Source organism: Pseudomonas sp. P5_109 (genome assembly GCF_034009455.1).
Taxonomy (GTDB): domain Bacteria; phylum Pseudomonadota; class Gammaproteobacteria; order Pseudomonadales; family Pseudomonadaceae; genus Aquipseudomonas.
Genome location: NZ_CP125380.1, coordinates 4456142 through 4473813, shown reverse-complemented (window position 1 = coordinate 4473813; position 17672 = coordinate 4456142). Strand labels below are relative to the sequence as shown.

The 17672-nt window shown below is 60.8% G+C and carries 21 protein-coding genes; 9 read left to right on the top strand and 12 right to left on the bottom strand.

Annotated elements, in window-relative coordinates; genetic code table 11:
- Positions 1-96: 96 nt before the first annotated feature.
- Together QMK54_RS19955 and QMK54_RS19950 are read right to left on the bottom strand one after the other, a co-directional pair.
- The gene (locus QMK54_RS19955; RefSeq protein ID WP_223595369.1) at positions 97-1500 is read right to left on the bottom strand and encodes a sensor histidine kinase; all 1404 of its coding nucleotides are present in this window, start codon (positions 1498-1500) and stop codon (positions 97-99) included.
- Positions 1478-2161 carry a response regulator transcription factor gene (locus tag QMK54_RS19950; RefSeq protein ID WP_103395605.1) on the bottom strand — a complete coding sequence of 228 codons (684 nt, stop codon included), beginning with the start codon at positions 2159-2161 and terminating at the stop codon, positions 1478-1480. The genes QMK54_RS19955 and QMK54_RS19950 overlap by 23 nt, the downstream gene beginning before the upstream one ends.
- Positions 2162-2294: 133 nt before the next feature.
- Here QMK54_RS19950 and QMK54_RS19945 point away from each other — a divergent pair, with 133 nt between their 5' ends.
- On the top strand, positions 2295-2645 hold the full coding sequence (locus QMK54_RS19945; protein ID WP_320401201.1) for a hypothetical protein: 351 nt from the start codon (positions 2295-2297) through the stop codon (positions 2643-2645).
- Positions 2646-2824: 179 nt separating this feature from the next.
- Positions 2825-3754, top strand: a complete 930-nt coding sequence (locus tag QMK54_RS19940) for a hypothetical protein (RefSeq protein ID WP_110662443.1) — start codon at positions 2825-2827, stop codon at positions 3752-3754.
- A 229-nt stretch (positions 3755-3983) separates the two neighbouring features.
- On the opposite strand, the gene QMK54_RS19935 is transcribed toward QMK54_RS19940, so the two are convergent.
- Positions 3984-4589, bottom strand: a complete 606-nt coding sequence (locus QMK54_RS19935; protein ID WP_320401200.1) for a glutathione S-transferase — start codon at positions 4587-4589, stop codon at positions 3984-3986.
- A 370-nt stretch (positions 4590-4959) separates the two neighbouring features.
- On the opposite strand from QMK54_RS19935, the gene QMK54_RS19930 reads away from it, so the two are divergent.
- From QMK54_RS19930 to QMK54_RS19920, 3 genes are all read left to right on the top strand, one after another.
- Positions 4960-5364, top strand: a complete 405-nt coding sequence (locus QMK54_RS19930) for a TraR/DksA family transcriptional regulator (RefSeq protein WP_007907888.1) — start codon at positions 4960-4962, stop codon at positions 5362-5364.
- A gap of 243 nt (positions 5365-5607) precedes the next feature.
- Positions 5608-7215, top strand: a complete 1608-nt coding sequence (locus QMK54_RS19925) for a methyl-accepting chemotaxis protein (RefSeq protein WP_413787342.1) — start codon at positions 5608-5610, stop codon at positions 7213-7215.
- A 129-nt stretch (positions 7216-7344) separates the two neighbouring features.
- Entirely contained in the window at positions 7345-7548 is a 204-nt protein-coding gene (locus QMK54_RS19920) for a hypothetical protein (protein WP_110660385.1), read from the top strand.
- Positions 7549-7553: 5 nt separating this feature from the next.
- Here QMK54_RS19920 and QMK54_RS19915 read toward each other — a convergent pair whose 3' ends face one another.
- The 3 genes from QMK54_RS19915 to QMK54_RS19905 form a co-directional block, all read right to left on the bottom strand.
- Positions 7554-7790 carry a DUF2789 domain-containing protein gene (locus QMK54_RS19915; protein ID WP_103395758.1) on the bottom strand — a complete coding sequence of 79 codons (237 nt, stop codon included), beginning with the start codon at positions 7788-7790 and terminating at the stop codon, positions 7554-7556.
- 130 nt (positions 7791-7920) lie between these two features.
- Positions 7921-8151 (bottom strand): hypothetical protein, encoded by a 231-nt coding sequence (locus tag QMK54_RS19910; RefSeq protein ID WP_007973761.1) that lies wholly within the window; start codon positions 8149-8151, stop codon positions 7921-7923.
- A gap of 162 nt (positions 8152-8313) precedes the next feature.
- A complete protein-coding gene (locus QMK54_RS19905; protein WP_110660384.1) occupies positions 8314-8514 on the bottom strand; it encodes a hypothetical protein in 201 nt (66 codons plus the stop codon).
- 435 nt (positions 8515-8949) lie between these two features.
- On the opposite strand from QMK54_RS19905, the gene QMK54_RS19900 reads away from it, so the two are divergent.
- From QMK54_RS19900 to QMK54_RS19885, 4 genes are all read left to right on the top strand, one after another.
- The gene (locus QMK54_RS19900) at positions 8950-9399 is read left to right on the top strand and encodes a hypothetical protein (protein WP_181432065.1); all 450 of its coding nucleotides are present in this window, start codon (positions 8950-8952) and stop codon (positions 9397-9399) included.
- Positions 9399-9602, top strand: coding sequence for a hypothetical protein (locus tag QMK54_RS19895; protein WP_110660382.1), 204 nt, complete (start codon positions 9399-9401; stop codon positions 9600-9602). The genes QMK54_RS19900 and QMK54_RS19895 overlap by 1 nt, the downstream gene beginning before the upstream one ends.
- A 118-nt stretch (positions 9603-9720) precedes the next feature.
- Complete coding sequence (locus QMK54_RS19890) at positions 9721-10734, top strand: ABC transporter substrate-binding protein (protein WP_320401199.1); 1014 nt, start codon at positions 9721-9723, stop codon at positions 10732-10734.
- Positions 10735-10835: 101 nt separating this feature from the next.
- On the top strand, positions 10836-11273 hold the full coding sequence (locus QMK54_RS19885; RefSeq protein ID WP_110660380.1) for a DUF3995 domain-containing protein: 438 nt from the start codon (positions 10836-10838) through the stop codon (positions 11271-11273).
- A gap of 142 nt (positions 11274-11415) precedes the next feature.
- On the opposite strand, the gene QMK54_RS19880 is transcribed toward QMK54_RS19885, so the two are convergent.
- Genes QMK54_RS19880 through QMK54_RS19855 form a run of 6 tightly spaced genes read right to left on the bottom strand, consistent with a single transcriptional unit; the run spans position 11416 to position 17479 of the window.
- Positions 11416-11778 (bottom strand): Na+/H+ antiporter subunit G, encoded by a 363-nt coding sequence (locus tag QMK54_RS19880; RefSeq protein WP_110660379.1) that lies wholly within the window; start codon positions 11776-11778, stop codon positions 11416-11418.
- The gene (locus QMK54_RS19875) at positions 11775-12053 is read right to left on the bottom strand and encodes a K+/H+ antiporter subunit F (RefSeq protein ID WP_103395616.1); all 279 of its coding nucleotides are present in this window, start codon (positions 12051-12053) and stop codon (positions 11775-11777) included. Before QMK54_RS19875 ends, QMK54_RS19880 begins: the two co-directional genes overlap by 4 nt.
- The gene (locus tag QMK54_RS19870) at positions 12050-12538 is read right to left on the bottom strand and encodes a Na+/H+ antiporter subunit E (protein ID WP_110660378.1); all 489 of its coding nucleotides are present in this window, start codon (positions 12536-12538) and stop codon (positions 12050-12052) included. The genes QMK54_RS19875 and QMK54_RS19870 overlap by 4 nt, the downstream gene beginning before the upstream one ends.
- Positions 12535-14220 carry a monovalent cation/H+ antiporter subunit D gene (locus QMK54_RS19865; RefSeq protein WP_110660377.1) on the bottom strand — a complete coding sequence of 562 codons (1686 nt, stop codon included), beginning with the start codon at positions 14218-14220 and terminating at the stop codon, positions 12535-12537. Before QMK54_RS19865 ends, QMK54_RS19870 begins: the two co-directional genes overlap by 4 nt.
- A complete protein-coding gene (locus QMK54_RS19860) occupies positions 14217-14561 on the bottom strand; it encodes a Na+/H+ antiporter subunit C (protein WP_007986256.1) in 345 nt (114 codons plus the stop codon). The genes QMK54_RS19865 and QMK54_RS19860 overlap by 4 nt, the downstream gene beginning before the upstream one ends.
- Positions 14561-17479 carry a monovalent cation/H+ antiporter subunit A gene (locus tag QMK54_RS19855; RefSeq protein ID WP_223595359.1) on the bottom strand — a complete coding sequence of 973 codons (2919 nt, stop codon included), beginning with the start codon at positions 17477-17479 and terminating at the stop codon, positions 14561-14563. Before QMK54_RS19855 ends, QMK54_RS19860 begins: the two co-directional genes overlap by 1 nt.
- Positions 17480-17672 lie beyond the last annotated feature (193 nt).

The window sequence follows — 17672 nt, the reverse complement described above, 5'->3', positions numbered from 1 at the left end:
GCTCGCGATGGACGCAAGGTCGACGCGTTGAATCAGACTGCACGCGTTATCGTTGACGTCCATCGCGAGCAGGCTCGCTCCTACAGGGATTCAATTTCAGGCTTGAGGAATCAGGCTCTCCCGACAATCGAGCACCAGCCGCGCGCCACCCAGTTCGCTGCTGCCCACCTCAAGTGTAAAACCGTGCAGGCTGACAATCGCCGCGACGATGGACAGTCCGAGCCCGAAGCCGCTTTTCTGATTGCCCGCCTCGGCGCGATAGAAGCGCTGGAACACCGCCTCGCGTTCTGCCTCGGGAATGCCCGGGCCGGAGTCGAGCACTTCGATCCGCGTGTGCCCGCCGGCATTGACCCCGCGCAAGATCACCGCGCCACCGGGCGGGGTGAATTTGATCGAGTTGCTCAGCAGGTTCGCCAAGGCTTCGAACAGCAGTGCCCGGTCGCCATTGAGGGGTGGCAAGGAGGCGGGCAGGTGCAGTTGGAACACCAGCCCATCGTCTTCGGCCAGGGGCAGATAGAACTCATGCAGCTCCTGCAACAACGCCACCGGGTCCACTTGCACGAAACCGGAGCGGCGCTGGCGGTCTTCCAGTTCGGAAATCCGCAGCAAACCACGGAAACGCGCCATCAGCGTATCGGCCTCGGCCAGTACCAGATCCAGTTGCATGGCCTGCGGCGAGCCTTCGCCGGCTTGCTGTTGCATGCGGTAAAGCTGCGCGCGCAGACGAGTCAGGGGCGTACGCAGGTCATGGGCGATGTTGTCGCACACGCCCTTGACCTCGTTCATCAGGCGCTCGATGCGTTCGAGCATGGCGTTGACGATGGCGGCGAGCATGTCCAGTTCGTCACGCCGATTGGACAGTGGCAACCGCCGGCTCAGGTCACCCGCGACGATGGCTTCGGCACTGGCCTGAATCCCGCGAATGCGCCGCAACGGCCGGCGTCGCAGCAAGTACCAGCCGACGATGCCCGGAATGATGGTCAGGGTCACTCCCCAGAACAGGGCGTGAAGAATGATCCGGGTCACGGCGAACAGCGAACCGTTGTCGCGCACCAGCACCAGCCAGCGGCCGTCGAGGGTGCGGGTCGCCACGGCGTCGCAACTGTCGGCGGGCAGCGTCTGGTCGTCGGTGTCGTCGGAGGCATCGCAGTCGCGCAGCATGTGGATCTTGCCATCGAGCGGCAGGCCGTCCGGAATGTAGCGCAGGGCACCGCTGAGGTAGCGATGTTGGGCATCGAACAGGCCGTAGGCGTCGATGCCACGGATGTCGAAGGTCATGCTGACGGCGAGGGCGTCCACCAGTTGCTCGCCGGAGAAGCGCGAAAACAGGTGCTGGCGCTGCATCAGCGAATGCTTGGCGAGGTTGTCCAGGTAAGCGGAAACCTCGTAGTACATGACCCCCATGAGAATCCCGCTCCAGATCACGAACAGCGAGCTGTAGAGCGCCAGCAGTCGGCTGCTGGAGGAGCGCCAGCCTTTAGACGGGTTCGGCAATGACATAACCCGAGCCTCGCACGGTCCGAATCAGTGGGACATTGCCAGGCGGGTCGATCTTCTTGCGCAGACGACCGATGTGGACATCGATCAGGTTGGTGCCGGGGTCGAAGTGGTAACCCCAGACCTCTTCGAAAATCATCATCCGCGAGAGGATTTGCCCGGTGTTGCGCATCAAGAATTCCAGCAGCTTGTACTCGGTGGGCAACAGCGTCAGCAGTTGACCGTCGCGGCTGGCTTCGTGGCTGATCAGGTTCAGCTCCAGGTCCGCCACCCGCAGCGTGGTGGCCTGGGCGGTCACGGTGTTCTGCCGGCGCAGCAGGACTTCGACCCGGGCGGCCATTTCATCGGTGGCGAAGGGTTTGGTCAGGTAGTCGTCACCACCGGCGCGCAAGCCGCGCACGCGCTCATCGACGTCGGACAGTGCGCTGATCATCAGGATCGGCGTGGCCACGCCCATGGTCCGCAGCGTGGTGACAATCGCCAGGCCATCGAGCTCGGGCAACATGCGATCGAGGGTGATCAGGTCATAGTTGCCGCTGACCGCACGCTCCAGCCCTTCGCGGCCATTGTCGACCCAGTCGACGTCGAGGCCGTGGTTACTCAGTTCGGCGACAATTTCCCGGGCGGTCACGGCGTCGTCTTCGATGGTCAAGATGCGGGTCATAAGGCTGGCCTGATAAGCAGTTCAATACGAAGTTGCAAGCATTTTGCCAAGAATTGTCCGCGACTTAATAAATTAACTTTCATCTGGCTGGGGTCGCTGTTCGATACGTTGATATCATTGGGCCATAACTTCGATGGGGGGCTGCATTGTGCGTAAATCGATCCGGTATGGCTGGATGCCGATTTGTCTGTTGCTGCTCAGTGTTTTCAGTTCAGCGGCCTGGGCTGGCAATACACCCTGCTCCGGCAAGAAGGGTGGAATCGATCGATGTGATGGCGACCTGTTCCTGTGTAACGACGGCTCCATCAGCGGCTCGAAAAAAAGTTGCTCGGCCATGTTCGGCGGTCAGACCCAGGCACGTCCACAAGCGTTTATCCAGGACACGCAAGGCTGCTCCTGTGGCACCGGTTCGTTTTGTACCGGCCCCAGAGGGGGCGTTTACTGCCTGACCCCCGGTGGCAACAAGAGCTATAAGCGCAAATAACCCATGCATAAAACCCGTCAGGGCAACCTGTTCGTTGCAATATGCATGGGTTCAGGAAGTTCAAACTTCCTAAGTGATTGAAGCACAACGGTTTATTTAAAGTGCGCGACTGGCACGGTGACTGCAATTCCTTCCTTGAAGAGTTGTAACACCATCTTTCTGCCTGGAGCGATAAAACAATGAATAGATCCTCTGATGGTTTCTATCCTGCCATGGACGAGTCCACCACGCTGTCCGGCGTGTCCTGGGGAGCGATTTTCGCGGGTGCCGCTGCTGCGGCGGCGTTGTCGCTGATCCTGGTGTTGCTCGGTTTCGGCCTGGGTTTTTCGGCGGTATCGCCCTGGGCCAATGAAGGCGTGAGCGCCAAAGGCCTGGGGATCTCGACCATTGTCTGGCTGGCTTTTACTCAGATCATCGCTTCCGGACTTGGCGGTTACATCGCCGGGCGGCTGCGGGTGAAGTGGGCGTACATGCATGGCGATGAAGTTTACTTTCGCGACACGGCCCATGGTTTTCTGGCCTGGTGCGTGGCGACGCTGGTGACGGCCACGCTGGTCGCCGGCTCGGTCAGCAGCCTGGTGGGCGGTGGCGTGCAGGCCGGGGCGAACATGGTCGGTGGAGCGGCGAGTGCCGCGACGCAAGCCGTGGGCACTGCGGCGGGCAATACCAATAGCGATCAATACGGTTACTTCGTTGACAGCCTGTTCCGTGATGATCGTCCGGGTGCCGTCAGCGATGATGCGGCCCGGGGTGCCGTCACCCGGATCTTTGTACGTTCCCTGAGCATGAATGGACTGGCCAGCGAAGACCGGACTTATCTGGCGCAACTGGTCGCGCAGCGGACCAACCTGACTCAGGCCGACGCCGAACGTCGTGTCGATGAGGTGTATGCCCGCACCCAAAAAGCCGTGGCCGATGCCAAGCAAGCCGCACAAGAGGCTGCCGACACGGCCGCCAAAGTGGCGGCGTGGACCACGCTGTGGATGTTCGTTGCGCTGTTGGCCGGTGCGTTTTTCGCCAGCCTTGCCGCGACCTTCGGCGGTCGCCGTCGGGATGCGGTGGTGTATCTGGAAACCGACGCTTACGTCACCACGATTCCTGTTCGCTAACCCAGGAGAATCATCATGCGTTCATTACTGCTGTTCTTTCTCGGCGTGCCGATCCCGATCATTATTTTGATTGCGTTGTTTGTGCATTGATTCAACTGCCGCTTCTTCCCTTGGGTGAAGCGGCGTTTTTGCTGAAGCCATCGCGAGCAAGCTCGCTCCTACAGGGATATGCGGGCTTGCTCCGGGCGGCATTCCGACGAAGACGTTAGATCAGGCAAAGCGAATCTATCTATTCGATCGGTGTACTCAAAAACACCTCAAGTCCTTCGGCATACGCAGTGAATGCGGCGATTCGCGGAAACTGCGCCGCACTCACCTGGTCCGGCACCACCAGGTTGGTGAAGCTCCAGGCTACGGCGAGGGTGATGCCGTCCTGCTCAATCGAGCCGTCAGTCTTCAGCGGCTGTTTTTCCAGCTCCCGTTCCAGCGCCGAATAGGCCGCCACCAGCTGTCCTTCGACCCGCTGCACCCAAGGTTCGAATTGAATTTCCGCCGGCCGCAGGTTGCGCTCGTAGTAAAGCTGCACGGATTTTTCGCTGGCGGCCAAGGCCAGGCCAACCAGGCGCAACGCGCGCAGGCGCTGACTCGCTTCGACAGGCATCAGGCTGTTGTCGGCCAGGGTTTGCAGGTAATCGATGATCAGTGTCGAATCCATCAACACTTCACCATCCTCCAGCACCAGGGTGGGCGCCTTGACCACCGGGTTGATCAGCTGGAATTGTTCGAAGTGGCGGAACACCGAGACCGATTGATGTTCCAGGGTGATTCCCAGGCATTTGGCAGAAATGGCGACGCGCCTGACATAGGGCGAGTCCAGCATACCGATCAGCTTCATGGTCCTTTCCTTTATATGGCCATTTCGGGAGGGACAACCTTAGCTGAGGTTCGCAGCCCTGCAAATGACAGTGAATATTGCCCGGTGCAGGCCGTTTGTCTTCTATATACCTCCGCTCGATTGAATTTCTTGCTATAAACGCACTCCGATTACCGCCTCAAAGCCTGCCGTAGAGCATTTTCAGGGCTTTGTCGGACAAATTCGCTGTCTTTTCAGTTGCTGAGGCCTCAAGTCGGCCTTAGACTGCCGCCCCTCGTAAATTGAGTGCCGGGTGGCGCTTGGAACAAACGGCGCCTTTCCGATGGCCTGCCCAGGTCTGCCGGAACGCTCCCTTATTCGCCTTAATGCACGTTTTTTTATAGAGATATCAATGACAAAGGACAAGTTGCTGGCCATGCCGGCGGATGACTACATGAATGCCGAGCAACATGCTTTTTTCTCCGAGCTGTTGCAGAACATGAAAGTCGAAACCCATGAGCGCATCGAACAGAACCGCATCGCCATCGAAAGCCTGGACACCCCGGCCGATCCGGCAGACGCGGCTTCGGTCGAAGAAGAGCGCACCTGGCTGGTAAACGCGATCGATCGCGATCAGCGCATGCTGCCTCAGTTGGAACAAGCCCTTGAGCGCATCAAGGAAGACAGCTTCGGCTGGTGCGACGACAGCGGCGAGGCGATTGGCCTCAAGCGCCTGCTGATCAGCCCGACCACCAAGTACTGCATCGAAGCTCAAGAGCGTCACGAGCAAATCGACAAGCACCAGCGTCAGGCCTGATTCTGCGAGGCAGCCCCTTTTTAACGGGGCGGCCCTGAAAAGATCGCAGCCTGCGCCAGCCCCCTGCGCAATTGAAGCAGGGCGCTGGCGCAAGCTGCGATCTTTGTTTTGTGCTGTCTGCGATTTCCCCCCCCCGGTTCTTCTATTGATCTGTTGCAACGTTCGCGACTAAAGGCTCATGGATAATGGCTTTATGGTGGCGTTTAATGCGAAGACAACAATTAGAAGTTTTCCGGGGTGACGATGATGACGAGAGACGGGTCTCTGGTTGCGGCAGTGCCTGCGCCAGTGCTGTTGCCGAAAAGCCGCTGGCTGGCACCGACGCTGCAAAGCATCGCCCTGATGCTGTTGTTATGTGGCATGACGCTGGGTGAATGGTCGCTCTACCTTGGCCTGCCCCTGGCCGTATTGATTATCTGGCTGCCTCGCCTGCGTTCGCGCGCGACCCCTGAGGCTGCTTCCCCCGACAACCCCGACGCCATCGGCGAGTTGACTCGCGATCTTTCCTACACCACCAGCCATAACGCGCTGTCAGCCGCCGGTGTGGCGTTTTCGGTTCGGCAACTGGCGGACAAGCTGCAATCGCAGCTCACGGCGGCGGCACAGATCGTCAGCAACGCCGAGGTCATGATCACCACCGAACAAGCCACCTCGACACTCAGCCGCCAGGCGCTCAGTGCCGCCAGCGAGGCTCATCAAAGTGGTGCGGTCGGGCGTACGGAGCTGATCGAGTCCATCGCGCGCATGCATCAGCTCAGCCAGCGCGCCAGTAACAGCCGTGAACTGATCGAAGCCTTGAGCCTGCGCAGCGATGATATCCAGCGCGTGACCCTGGTGATTCAGTCCATCGCCAGCCAGACCAACCTGTTGGCGTTGAACGCAGCCATTGAAGCGGCGCGGGCGGGGGAGCACGGTCGCGGGTTTGCAGTGGTGGCCGACGAGGTCCGCGGGCTCGCCGCACGTACGGCGACCGCGACGGGAGAAGTGGGCGAGATGGTCGCCGATATCCGGCAACGCACGGCGCAGGTGGTGGAGCAGATCCGCCAACTGTCCAGCGACCTCGACACTGGCGTCGAACAAGTCGAACGGACGGGACAGCACCTGGAGAACATTGCTCGTCTGGCGGCCAGTGTCGAGTCCCAGGTCGGGGAAATCGCCCAAGGGGCCGACACCAACCGTGAGCAACTCGACAGCCTGTTTCACGCCATCGAACAGATGCGCAGCGATCTGGCGGTCAGCGACCAGCAGACTCAACGCCTGGCCCAGGCGGCGGTGCAAATGGAAGGGCAGGCCGAAACCATCAGCGAGCGTCTTGCCGAAGTGGGGCTGGATGACTATCACCAGCGAATCTATGACCTGGCCCGGGAAGGCGCGAGTCAGATTGCTGCGCGTTTCGAGGCGGATATCGATGCCGGTCGAATCAGTCTCGACGATCTGTTCGACCGCCATTACCAGACTATTGCCCATACCAGCCCGGCCAAGTACCAGACGCGTTTCGACCGCTACACCGATCAGGTTCTGCCAACGATCCAGGAGCCGTTGTTACCGCGCCACGAAGGATTGGTGTTCGCCATCGCCTGCACCCAGCAGGGTTATGTGCCGACCCATAACAACGCGTTCAGCCAACCGCTGACCGGGGACGCACAAATCGATGCCGTGCAGAACCGCACCAAACGCAAGTTCGCTGACCGTACCGGGATTCGCTGTGGCAGCCATCAGAAGGCCGTGTTGCTGCAAACCTATACCCGCGACACCGGCGAGCTGATGCACGATCTCTCGGTGCCGATCATGCTCAAGGGCAGGCATTGGGGCGGTTTGCGCCTGGGCTACAAGCCGCAAAAGCCACGCTAGAAACCCCGGGCCGGCGGGTGATTGTTACAAATCCTGTAATGAATCTGTGCAGGGTTTGGCTGTTTCCTCGACGGAAAACTAATTAACATACCTATTAATTAGGTTGCTAATGAAGCTCGGGAGATCAGCATGCAAGGCAAAGTTGATATCGCGGTCATGATCGGCAGCGGAGTGCCTGCCAATCTGCGCTCCATGGGGCGCAAGGTCTGCTGGGTGGTGCTGCTCAATGGCGAGCGCCGGGGCACGGCGTTCTCCAGTCGCGAAGAGGCGCAAGAGTGCAAGGCTGCCTGGTTGGCGCAATTGAACGCCGAAAGGCCTGACAGCCTGCATTGAGGTTGTCAGTGCGTTTGGTGCATGCGCAGGTTCAGGTCGTCGACCACTCGGGCCCAATCCGCGTCTTCGCGCAATTGTTCCTTGAGGAAGCCGGCCTGTTGCGGTGACCAGAATTCGGCGTCGATGAGTTTCTTGTCATCGGGCAGGGAATGGCTGGCAATGAAGTCGTCGATCGCTTTCTGGCTGGAGTCCAGGCCGAGCTGGTCGAACAGGCCTTTCAAGTCGTGTGTCGGTGATTCCATGTTCATCTCCTTGCAGGTCTCGGTCGGGTCGAGGGCGAAGCGCGGTACCCTGGCTTCGAGGGCGCCGCACCAGCGAAGTTCGAACGCGATGTTCAAGCGCAACGATGAGCATAGACCGCCAAACCGACGATCAGGCTTTCAATGCCCCCGCATCGACCGCTGCCTTGAGTTCCCTGGCCGATTCCTGAGCCGCAATGGCGGCGACATCCGGGGTCTTGAACCAGCGATCTTTTTCGACCTGGTGATAGGTTACGGTCTTGAGCGGTGGTTTGGCGCGCATGACAATCACGGCCTGGAATTCACCTTCGACTTCTCTGGCTTCGCCCCGGATAAAAAACTCGCCGATATCAAATTCCGTCACGTTGCAGACTTCCCCTGGAAAAACATTATTGTTGTCGACGCAACCCGATTTTTTGCGGATTGGTTTTATATGGCGGGCAGTATGGCAGTAGTTGCCCGTCGACGGCTGAGATAAGTCGACGGGCAGACGAAACGTCGAAGGCAGTGAGCGCGGTGGGGCATGTCAAGGGTGTGATTCAAGAAACCGGGCAAGGGCACAGGCTTCGTTATGACTGGCTCGGAAACCTCTGACGCAGCCTGTAGAAATATCCTTGATATGAAAGAAAGCATTCCCCGCCATCACCACCTGAAATCGCGGGCGATTCGGGGCGCCGTGAAGCGGTTCAGGCTCCAAGGGATAAGCAAAGTGTGTCAACGTGCACATATGAAGTCCTTTTCATGGTTTTAACGACGTATGTACGTCGTTTTGGCTAGTCTCCAAGAGCATCGCTGCTCTAGAATCACCCTCACTGGTGGGTGAGTGATGTTTATCTAAAGCAATTTTTTGCGGACGATATGTAGGAAAAGATTTTATCTTGATGAGATTTTTCCCCGAAGTTGATAGTCCATAATTTTCTGGCAGCAGGAAGGGTGTTTTCCTTCAGCCTGTGACGAACGCCAGTCAGGACGACGCGAGTGACGTTCCAGTAGTCTTCTCAAGCTTCGTGAAGGGTGAGCGCTCTGCTCATTCAGGACTTCAATCCGGGTTCTTCGGCTACAACCGTCGGCATTGCCGCTTTTTTGGCTATGCGTCTGTTTTTCGCGCATGGCACCATTTTTCAGATGTGGGGATGTTTCCTTGGCAGTAAGTAATCTCGATATGCATGCTTTGTTCGTGCTGGGTGATTTGCGCGCAAAGCTGGTCAAGCAGTTTCAGTCACGTTTCGTTTACATCACCGAACAGAACGCTGAAGGCATTTACATTGCCGAAATCGACACCGAATCAGCCCTGGTGGTGGACGACAAACCCGGACTCAAACTCAAGGTCGGCGATCATTTCAGCGCGTCAGTGTTGCCCAGTCGCGAAGGCGGCAAGCTGGACATCAAATTCCGCGACATCAAGCTGACGGTTTACGGCATTGGCGATTACGCCTTCGTGACCACGGCCGACGGTCAGGGGGTCGTATTCAAGGAAGGTCACAGCGTGGTGATGGTATTTGCCGCGCATCAACAGTTGCAGGAAGGCCTGACCAAGACCCTGAAAGCCGTGACCACCAAAGTGGCCAAGTGGCGCAAGGGCGAACTGGTGACCTTCAAGGCCAGCGAGTGATGACCCTGACCCGCGCCGACTTCCACGAACATAACCTGGCCAGCGCTCAAGACGAAGCGCGGCAGCTGTTCGAGCAGAAGACCATTCTGCAGGGAGCCTGGCTGAATTGGGTGGCGTCACGGCTTTACCAGCTGCAACCGGCGCCTTACGCCAGCATGGTCAGGCGGGAGCTGATGCGTTTGCAGGAAACTTCCGAAAATTGATCCACGCACCTCGAAAGCAGGAACCTCTACTACAGTCATTGGACTGAGTATTCAGAGGCTTCGCGGTCTACTGCCAGGCCATCCTGCTATTGCTGTGAACAGCACGAGGTGCAAAAGCATGAACGGATTTCGACGGTTGCTGGCCGCTGTCCTGGCCACTTTCGGTTTGCTGGCGATACCCGCCCCGGTGTTTGCCGCACAGGCGCCGATCCACTTCGCCGACCTGAACTGGGAAAGTGGCAGCCTGATTACCGATGTCCTGCGCATCATTGTCGAGAAGGGCTACGGGCTGCCGACCGATACCTTGCCGGGTACCACCATCACCCTGGAAACCGCGCTGGCCAACAATGACATCCAGGTCATTGGCGAAGAGTGGGCCGGTCGCAGCCCCGTGTGGGTCAAGGCGGAAGCCGAAGGCAAGGTCGTCAGCCTCGGCGACACGGTCAAGGGCGCTACCGAAGGCTGGTGGGTGCCGGAGTATGTGATCAAGGGCGACCCGGCCAAGGGCATCAAGCCGCTGGCGCCGGACCTGCGCAGTGTCAGCGACCTGCCGAAATACAAGGACGTGTTCAAGGATCCGGAAGCCCCGACCAAGGGACGCTTCCTCAACAGCCCCATCGGCTGGACCTCGGAAGTGGTCAACAAGCAGAAGCTCATGGCCTATGGGCTGGATGACAGCTACGTGAATTTCCGCAGCGGTTCGGGCGCGGCACTGGATGCCGAAATCAGTTCGTCGATTCATCGTGGCAAGCCGGTGCTGTTTTACTATTGGTCGCCCACGCCGTTGCTCGGCCGCTTCAAGCTGATCCAGCTCGAAGAGCCACCGTTCGACGCCGAAGCCTGGAAGACCCTGACCGACGCCGACAACCCCAACCCACAGCCAACCCGCTCCCTGGCCTCCAAGCTGTCGATCGGTGTGTCCACTCCGTTTCAGAAACAATATCCGCAGATTGCCGAGTTCTTCGCCAAGGTCGAGTTTCCGATCGATCCCCTGAATAAAGCGCTGGCCGAAATGAGCGAGAAACATACACCGCCACGTCAGGCCGCGGAGGCCTTCATGAAGGCTCATCCGGACGTCTGGCGGGCCTGGCTGCCCAAGGACGTGGCGGATAAAGTCTCCGTCGGAATGTGAGCGGGCGCGGGTATGCACTTTTGGTCTTGCACTTGCTCGCGCACTTCGGGAAAAGCCGACTAGCCTGTTCTGTTCATATCCCTTTCAAGGATCTCTGAACCATGACCTTGTTGTTGGCTCAGTGGCTGGTGACGATCTTCGCGGCGATCAGTCTGGTGCATGTGTATTGGGCGCTGGGTGGTGAGTGGGCGGCGGTGGCGGCGGTCCCGCAAGTACCGCAGGAGGGCAGCGCGCAACTGCGACCGGCGTTCAAGCCACGCGGCTGGATCACCCTGGTGGTGGCCGGGATGTTGCTGTTGATTGCCGTGCTGGTGTGCTTTCGGGTGGGTTGGTGCCTGCCACCCTTGCATCACTGGTCATTGCAGTGGTTGATCAGCGCGATTGCGATTTTGCTGTTTGCCCGGGCCATTGGCGATTCGGAGCTGGTGGGGTTTTTCAAGGAGGTCAAAGGCTCGAAGTTTGCCCGGCTCGACACCTGGGTTTACTCGCCGTTGTGTGTGGTGCTGGGGGCGGGGTTGTTGGCGGTGGCCTGGATTTGAGACAGGCCGGTCATGATGTATTGGCTGGTCTATAGCCTTCGCGAGCAAGCCCGCTCCCACAGTGATCGAGGGTGACCACACATAACCTGTGGGAGCGGGCTTGCTCGCGAAGAGGCCGGCCCAGTCAATACAAATCCTTGGTCTAACTACCGCTCTCGGTCCGCCGACTGCTCACCTCGGCCGGCACATCATCCCCAGCCATGCGTTTGCGGAACAGCGCCGCCCGGGCCAGCAGCAAGGTGGTCACCGGCACGGTAATCGCCAGCAGGATCGGAATCAGCCAGGCGTGCAGTACCGGCGCGGACTTGAGCGCCGAAAAGTAGATGATCGAAGCCAATGCCACGCACCAGGCCCCGAGTGTCGAGGCCAGGGCCGGCGGGTGCATGCGCTGGAAGTAGTCTTTCATGCGCAGCAGGCCCGTGGCACCGATCAATGCGAACAGGCTGCCGAGCACCAGCAGGATCGCCACCGGGACTTCCACCCACAACGACAATGGCGTATTCATTCGATCACCTCACCACGCAGCAGGAATTTCGCCAGGGCGAACGAGCCGACGAAACCAAACAGTGCAATCAGCAGCGCCGCCTCGAAGTAGGTGTCACTGGCATAACGGATACCCAGCGTCAGCATCATCAGCATCGCGACGATGTACAGGTAGTCCAGCGCCAGGACCCGGTCCTGGGCCGACGGCCCCTTGAACAGGCGGATCAGGGTCAGGATCATCGCCAGGGAAAAGAAGAACAGGCTCAGCAGGATCGCGTTCGACAGCAACGGGCTCATTCGAAGATCTCCATCAACGGACGTTCGTAGGTCGCCTTGAAGTGCTGGATGAACAGCGCCTCATCGTCCAGGTCGAAGACATGCAACAGCAGGATGCTGCGGTCCAGCGCCAGCTCCGACCAGACCGTACCGGGCACCACCGTGGTGATCATCGACAGCGCGGCCAGGCCGTTGGCGTCGCGCAAGTCCAGTGGCACCTTGATGAATCGCGAGCGGGGCGGGCGGCGACCGGCGTTGAGTACGTTCCAGGCCACGGCGAGGTTGGACACCAGCACATCACGCCCGACCACCAGGACCAGGCGCAGGATCACCCCGGGACGACGGATGCGCACCGGCAGCGGGCGCAGCCTGCGCATCATCAGCGGCGCACAAAACCCCAGCGCCGCCCCCAGCAGCAGATTGCCGGGGCTTGTCGACAGGTTCAGCAACAGCCACAGCAGCCCCAAGGCCAGCGACAGCAAGGGCGCAGGAAACAGGCGCTTCATGGTTGCACCTCCTGCGGGGTCGCCTTGGCCGTCGGGTTCGGTACGACGCGCGTGTCGAGCACCGCCATCACGTATTGCTGCGGGTTGTACAAGGCATCGGCGGCGGCCTGGGTGTAACGCAGCAGCGGGTCGGCCTTGAAGGTCAGCGCAATGCTCAAGGCCAACAGTGCAAAGATCGGCACGCATTCGAAGCGTCGCAGCAGGGGGGAGGGACGTTCCGCTGGCGTCCAGAAGCGCTGGATACCCAAGCGCGAGAACGCGATCAGCGATGCCAGGCCGGACAAGATCAACAACGCCAACAGGCCCCACGCCGCGTTGGAAATCGGTTCGTCGCCGCTGTTGCCCAGGCCGAGCGGATTGAGCAGCGCACCGATCAGCCCGAGTTTGCCGATAAACCCGGAGAGCGGCGGCATGCCGATGATCAGCAAGGCGCAGGCGATGAAGCTCAAGCCGAGAAACGCCATGGTCCAGGGAATCACCTGGCCGACCACGGCTTTTTGTTCGTCGTCGAGGTTGATGCCTTTGGGCGGATGCAGGGATTCCAGTGGCCGGGGCAGCAGTTCGGTTTCATCTTCGAGCAGGACTTCGTTGGCCGAGCGCGAGCGCTCGATCAGTTCGGCCAGCAGGAACAGTGCGCTCAACGCCAGGGTCGAGCTGAACAGATAGAACAGCGCCGCGCCGACCAGGTTCGGCTGGGCGAAACCGATGGTCGACAACAGAATGCCCGCCGACACCAGGATGCTCAGGCTGGCCATGCGCTCCAGGCGTTGCGCGGCGAGGATCGCAATGGCGGCGCAGACGATCGTCGCCATGCCGCCGTAGATCAGCCATTCACCGCCAAAGAATGCCGACGCCCCGGCCTGGGCGGAGAACAGCAACGTCCACAGGCGCAGCAAGGTGTAGATGCCGACCTTGGTCATGATCGCGAACATCGCCGCCACCGGCGCGCTTGCTGAGGAATAGGCCGGCACCAGCCAGAAGTTCAGCGGCCACATGCCGGCCTTGGCCAGGAACGCGACGGCCAGGATCCCCGCGCCGGCGTGCAGCAAGCCGCGATCGGCTGCGGACACCAGGGGGATTTTTACCGCCAGGTCGGCCATGTTCAGGGTGCCAGTGACGCCATAGATCAGCGCCGCGCCAATCAGGAACAGCGACGAAGCCAGCAGGTTGATCGAGATGTAATGCAGCCCCGACGACACCCGCGCCCGGCCCGAACCGTGGAGCATCAGCCCGTAGGACGCGGCCAGCAACACCTCGAAGAACACGAACAGGTTGAACAGGTCGGCGGTGAGGAACGCGCCGTAAAGGCCCATCAACTGGATCTGGAACAGCGCGTGAAAGCTCGAACCGGCGCTGTCCCAGCGGGCCATGGCAAACAGCAGGGCACTGACACCGATGATGCCGGTCAGCACCAGCATCAGCGCCGACAGGCGATCGACCACCAGCACCAGGCCGAACGGCACTTGCCAGTTGCTCGGCAGGTACACACCGATGGAGCCGGGCACGCCGGTGGTTTGTGTCCATTGCAACAACGCCACGGCAATGCCCAGCCCGAGCAGGCTGGAGAACAGATTGATTTTCGCCTTGAGCGGGCGGTGCTTCTCGCCGAGCATCAGCATGATTGCGGCGGTCAGCAGCGGCAGCAGAATGGGCGCGACGATCAGGTGGGTCATCGCCATCATTCCTTAGGCTCCCGGCCATCTACATGGTCGGTGCCGGTCAGGCCCCGGGACGCCAGCAACACCACCAGGAACAGCGCGGTCATGGCGAAGCTGATGACGATCGCGGTCAGCACCAGGGCTTGCGGCAACGGGTCGGTGTAGTGCAACAGGTCCTGCGGTACGCCGTCCTTGATGATCGGCTCCTTGCCGATGAACAGGCTGCCCATGCTGAAGATGAACAGATTGACGCCGTAGGACAACAGGCACAGGCCCATGACCACCTGGAACGTCCGTGGGCGCAGGATCAGCCAGACACCGGACGCGGCCAGTACGCCGATGGCGATTGCGATGACTTCTTCCATCAGACGGCTCCCTTGGCGGCAACGGATTTGGGCTGGGCAGCGGTTTTGTGACCCCGTACCGACTGGTGGGCGAGGGCGGTGAGGATCAACAGGGTCGAGCCGACCACCACGCCGTACACGCCGATGTCGAAGAACAGCGCGCTGGCCAGGTGAATGTCACCCAGCAGCGGTAACGAGAAATGCCAGGTGTGGGTGGTCAGGAACGGATAACCGACCACCATCGCACCCAGCCCGGTGGCGGTGGCGAACAACAGCCCGGTACCCATCCAGCGCAGCGGCCGCAGGCTCATTTGCGCTTCGACCCACTGCGTGCCGGCGACCATGTATTGCAGGATGAACGCCACCGACATCACCAGCCCGGCGACAAAGCCGCCGCCCGGTTGATTGTGCCCGCGCATGAACAGGTAGAACGACACCACCAGCGCCACCGGCAACAGCAGGCGCACCAGCACCGCCGGCACCATCATGAAGCCGAGCGCGGTGTCGCTGGCGTGACGCGGGTTGACCAGGTCGGTGACCACGTCCGGCGCGAGCAAGCGTTGCTGGGCCGGCAGTTGCAGGCTTTCTTTCGGCGGACGGAAGCGGCGCAGCAGGGCGTACACGGTCAGGGCCACGGCTACCAACACGGTGATTTCACCGAGGGTGTCGAAACCACGGAAGTCCACCAACATCACGTTGACCACATTGCTGCCGCCGCCCTCGGGCAAGGCGCGACTCAGGTAGAACGAGGAAATGTCGTTGGGAGTCTGGCGCGTCAGCATGGCGTAGGCCAGCAACGCCATGCCGACACCGACCGCGGTCGACAGCAGCAAGTCGCGGATCCGCCGCACCCGCGCCCGGCGCAGGCTGCTCGGCAACGGCGAGACTTCTTCGATCCGTCGTGGCAGCCAGCGCAGGCCCAGCAGGATCAGCACCGTGGTCACCACTTCGACCGCCAGTTGCGTCAGGGCCAGGTCCGGCGCGGAAAACCAGACGAAGGTGACGCAGGTCATCAGGCCGCAGACGCTGACCATGGTCAGGGCCGCGAGACGGTGATACTTGGCTTGATAGGCCGCGCCAAGGGCGCAGGCGATGGCCAGCAACCACAGGGTGACGAAGACGATCGACCCGGGGATTTTCGGCCGGTCGCCCCAGTGCAGGCTGCTGTGCAGCATGGGGATCAACCCGGCCAGCACGGCGGCGAGTACCACCAGGAACAACTGCATTTGCAGGCGCCGGGTGCCAATGCGCGGCTCCAGGCGACGGGCCAGGCGCATGCTGGCGACCAGTGCCCATTCGAACAGGTGCTTGCCGTCCAGGCGGCCAATCACGGGCGGGCGGTTGAAGCGTCCACGCTTGAGTTGATTGCGCAGCAGCAGATAGAGCGCGGTGCCGCAGGACAAGGCGATCAGGCTCATGATCATCGGCGCGTTCAGGCCGTGCCAGATGGCCAGGCTGTACTCGGGCAGTGTGCCGCCGACCACCGGTTGCGCCGCCGCCGCGAGCAGCGGGCCGACCACTTGCGCGGGGAAAATCCCCACCAGCAGGCAGGTGAACACCAGCAATTCCACCGGCGCGCGCATCCAGCGCGGTGGCTCGTGGGGGGTATGAGGCAAGTCGGTCGCGGGCGGACCGAAGAACACATCCACGGTGAAACGCAGGGAGTAGGCCACGCTGAAGGTACCGGCAATCGTTGCCACGATCGGCAGGCTCAACTCGACCCAGCGCGTGGCATTGATGAATACGGTTTCGGCGAAGAACATCTCTTTGGAGAGGAAGCCGTTGAGCAACGGCACACCCGCCATCGAGGCGCTGGCGACCATGGCCAGGGTGGCGGTGAACGGCATCAGTTTGTACAGGCCACTGAGCTTGCGGATGTCGCGGGTGCCGCTTTCGTGGTCGATGATCCCGGCGGCCATGAACAGCGAAGCCTTGAACGTGGCGTGGTTGAGGATATGGAATACAGCGGCGACGGCAGCCAGCGGGCTGTTCAGGCCGAGCAACAGGGTGATCAGGCCGAGGTGGCTGATGGTCGAGTAGGCCAGCAAGCCCTTGAGGTCGTTCTGGAACATCGCGCAATACGCCCCGAGCAACAGGGTGCAGGCGCCGGCGCCGCTGACGATGTAGAACCATTCTTCACTGCCGGAAAGCGACGGCCATAGCCGCGCGAGCAGAAACACCCCGGCCTTGACCATGGTCGCCGAGTGCAGGTACGCCGATACGGGCGTCGGCGCGGCCATGGCGTGGGGTAGCCAGAAGTGGAAGGGGAATTGCGCGCTTTTGCTCAAGGCGCCGATCAGGATCAGGGGCAACAGAATGGGGTAGAGGGCATGGGCACGAATCTGCTCGCCGGCGGCCAGGACCTTGTCCAGGTCATAGCTGCCGACCACATGGCCGAGCAGCATGACCCCCGCCAGCAGGCACAAACCGCCCGCGCCGGTCACCATCAGCGCCATGTAGGCGCCGCGCCGTGCATCGGCGCGATGGTGCCAGTAGCCGATCAACAGGAACGAGAAGAGGCTGGTCAGTTCCCAGAAAAACACGATCTGGATCAGGTTGCCGGAGATCACCAGCCCGAGCATGGCGCCCATGAAGGCCAGGAAAAACGCGAAGAAACGCGGCACCGGATCGTTCGGCGACATGTAGTAGCGGGCGTACAGCGAAACCAGGGTGCCGATGCCCAGCACCAGCATGGAGAACAGCCAGGCGAATCCGTCCATGCGCAGGACGAAGTTCAGGCCCAGGCTGGGCAGCCAGGTAAACTCTTCGCGGATGACGCCGCCATGGGCGATCTGCGGGTACAGGAACGCGACCTGGGCGGTGCCGATCAGGGCGATCAGGCCAGCCAGCAGGGATTCGGCGTTACGGGCGTTGTGCGGCAACACGGCCGCCAAACAGCTGCCTATGAAAGGCAGAAGCAGTAGAACTATCAGGGACATAGGCTTCTAATCTGCGGAAGTTTGTGAAGCATCATACGTGCCAGCTCCCGGATCACCAAACGCCAAGCTGTCGCAGAATCCTACACGGTAGACGGAAAAGTCCTGATTCACATTGTTTAAGAGAGGGGGCGCCTGTGCCGGCCCCTTCGCGAGCAAGCCCGCTCCCACAGACGCGGTCAAATGTGGGAGCGGG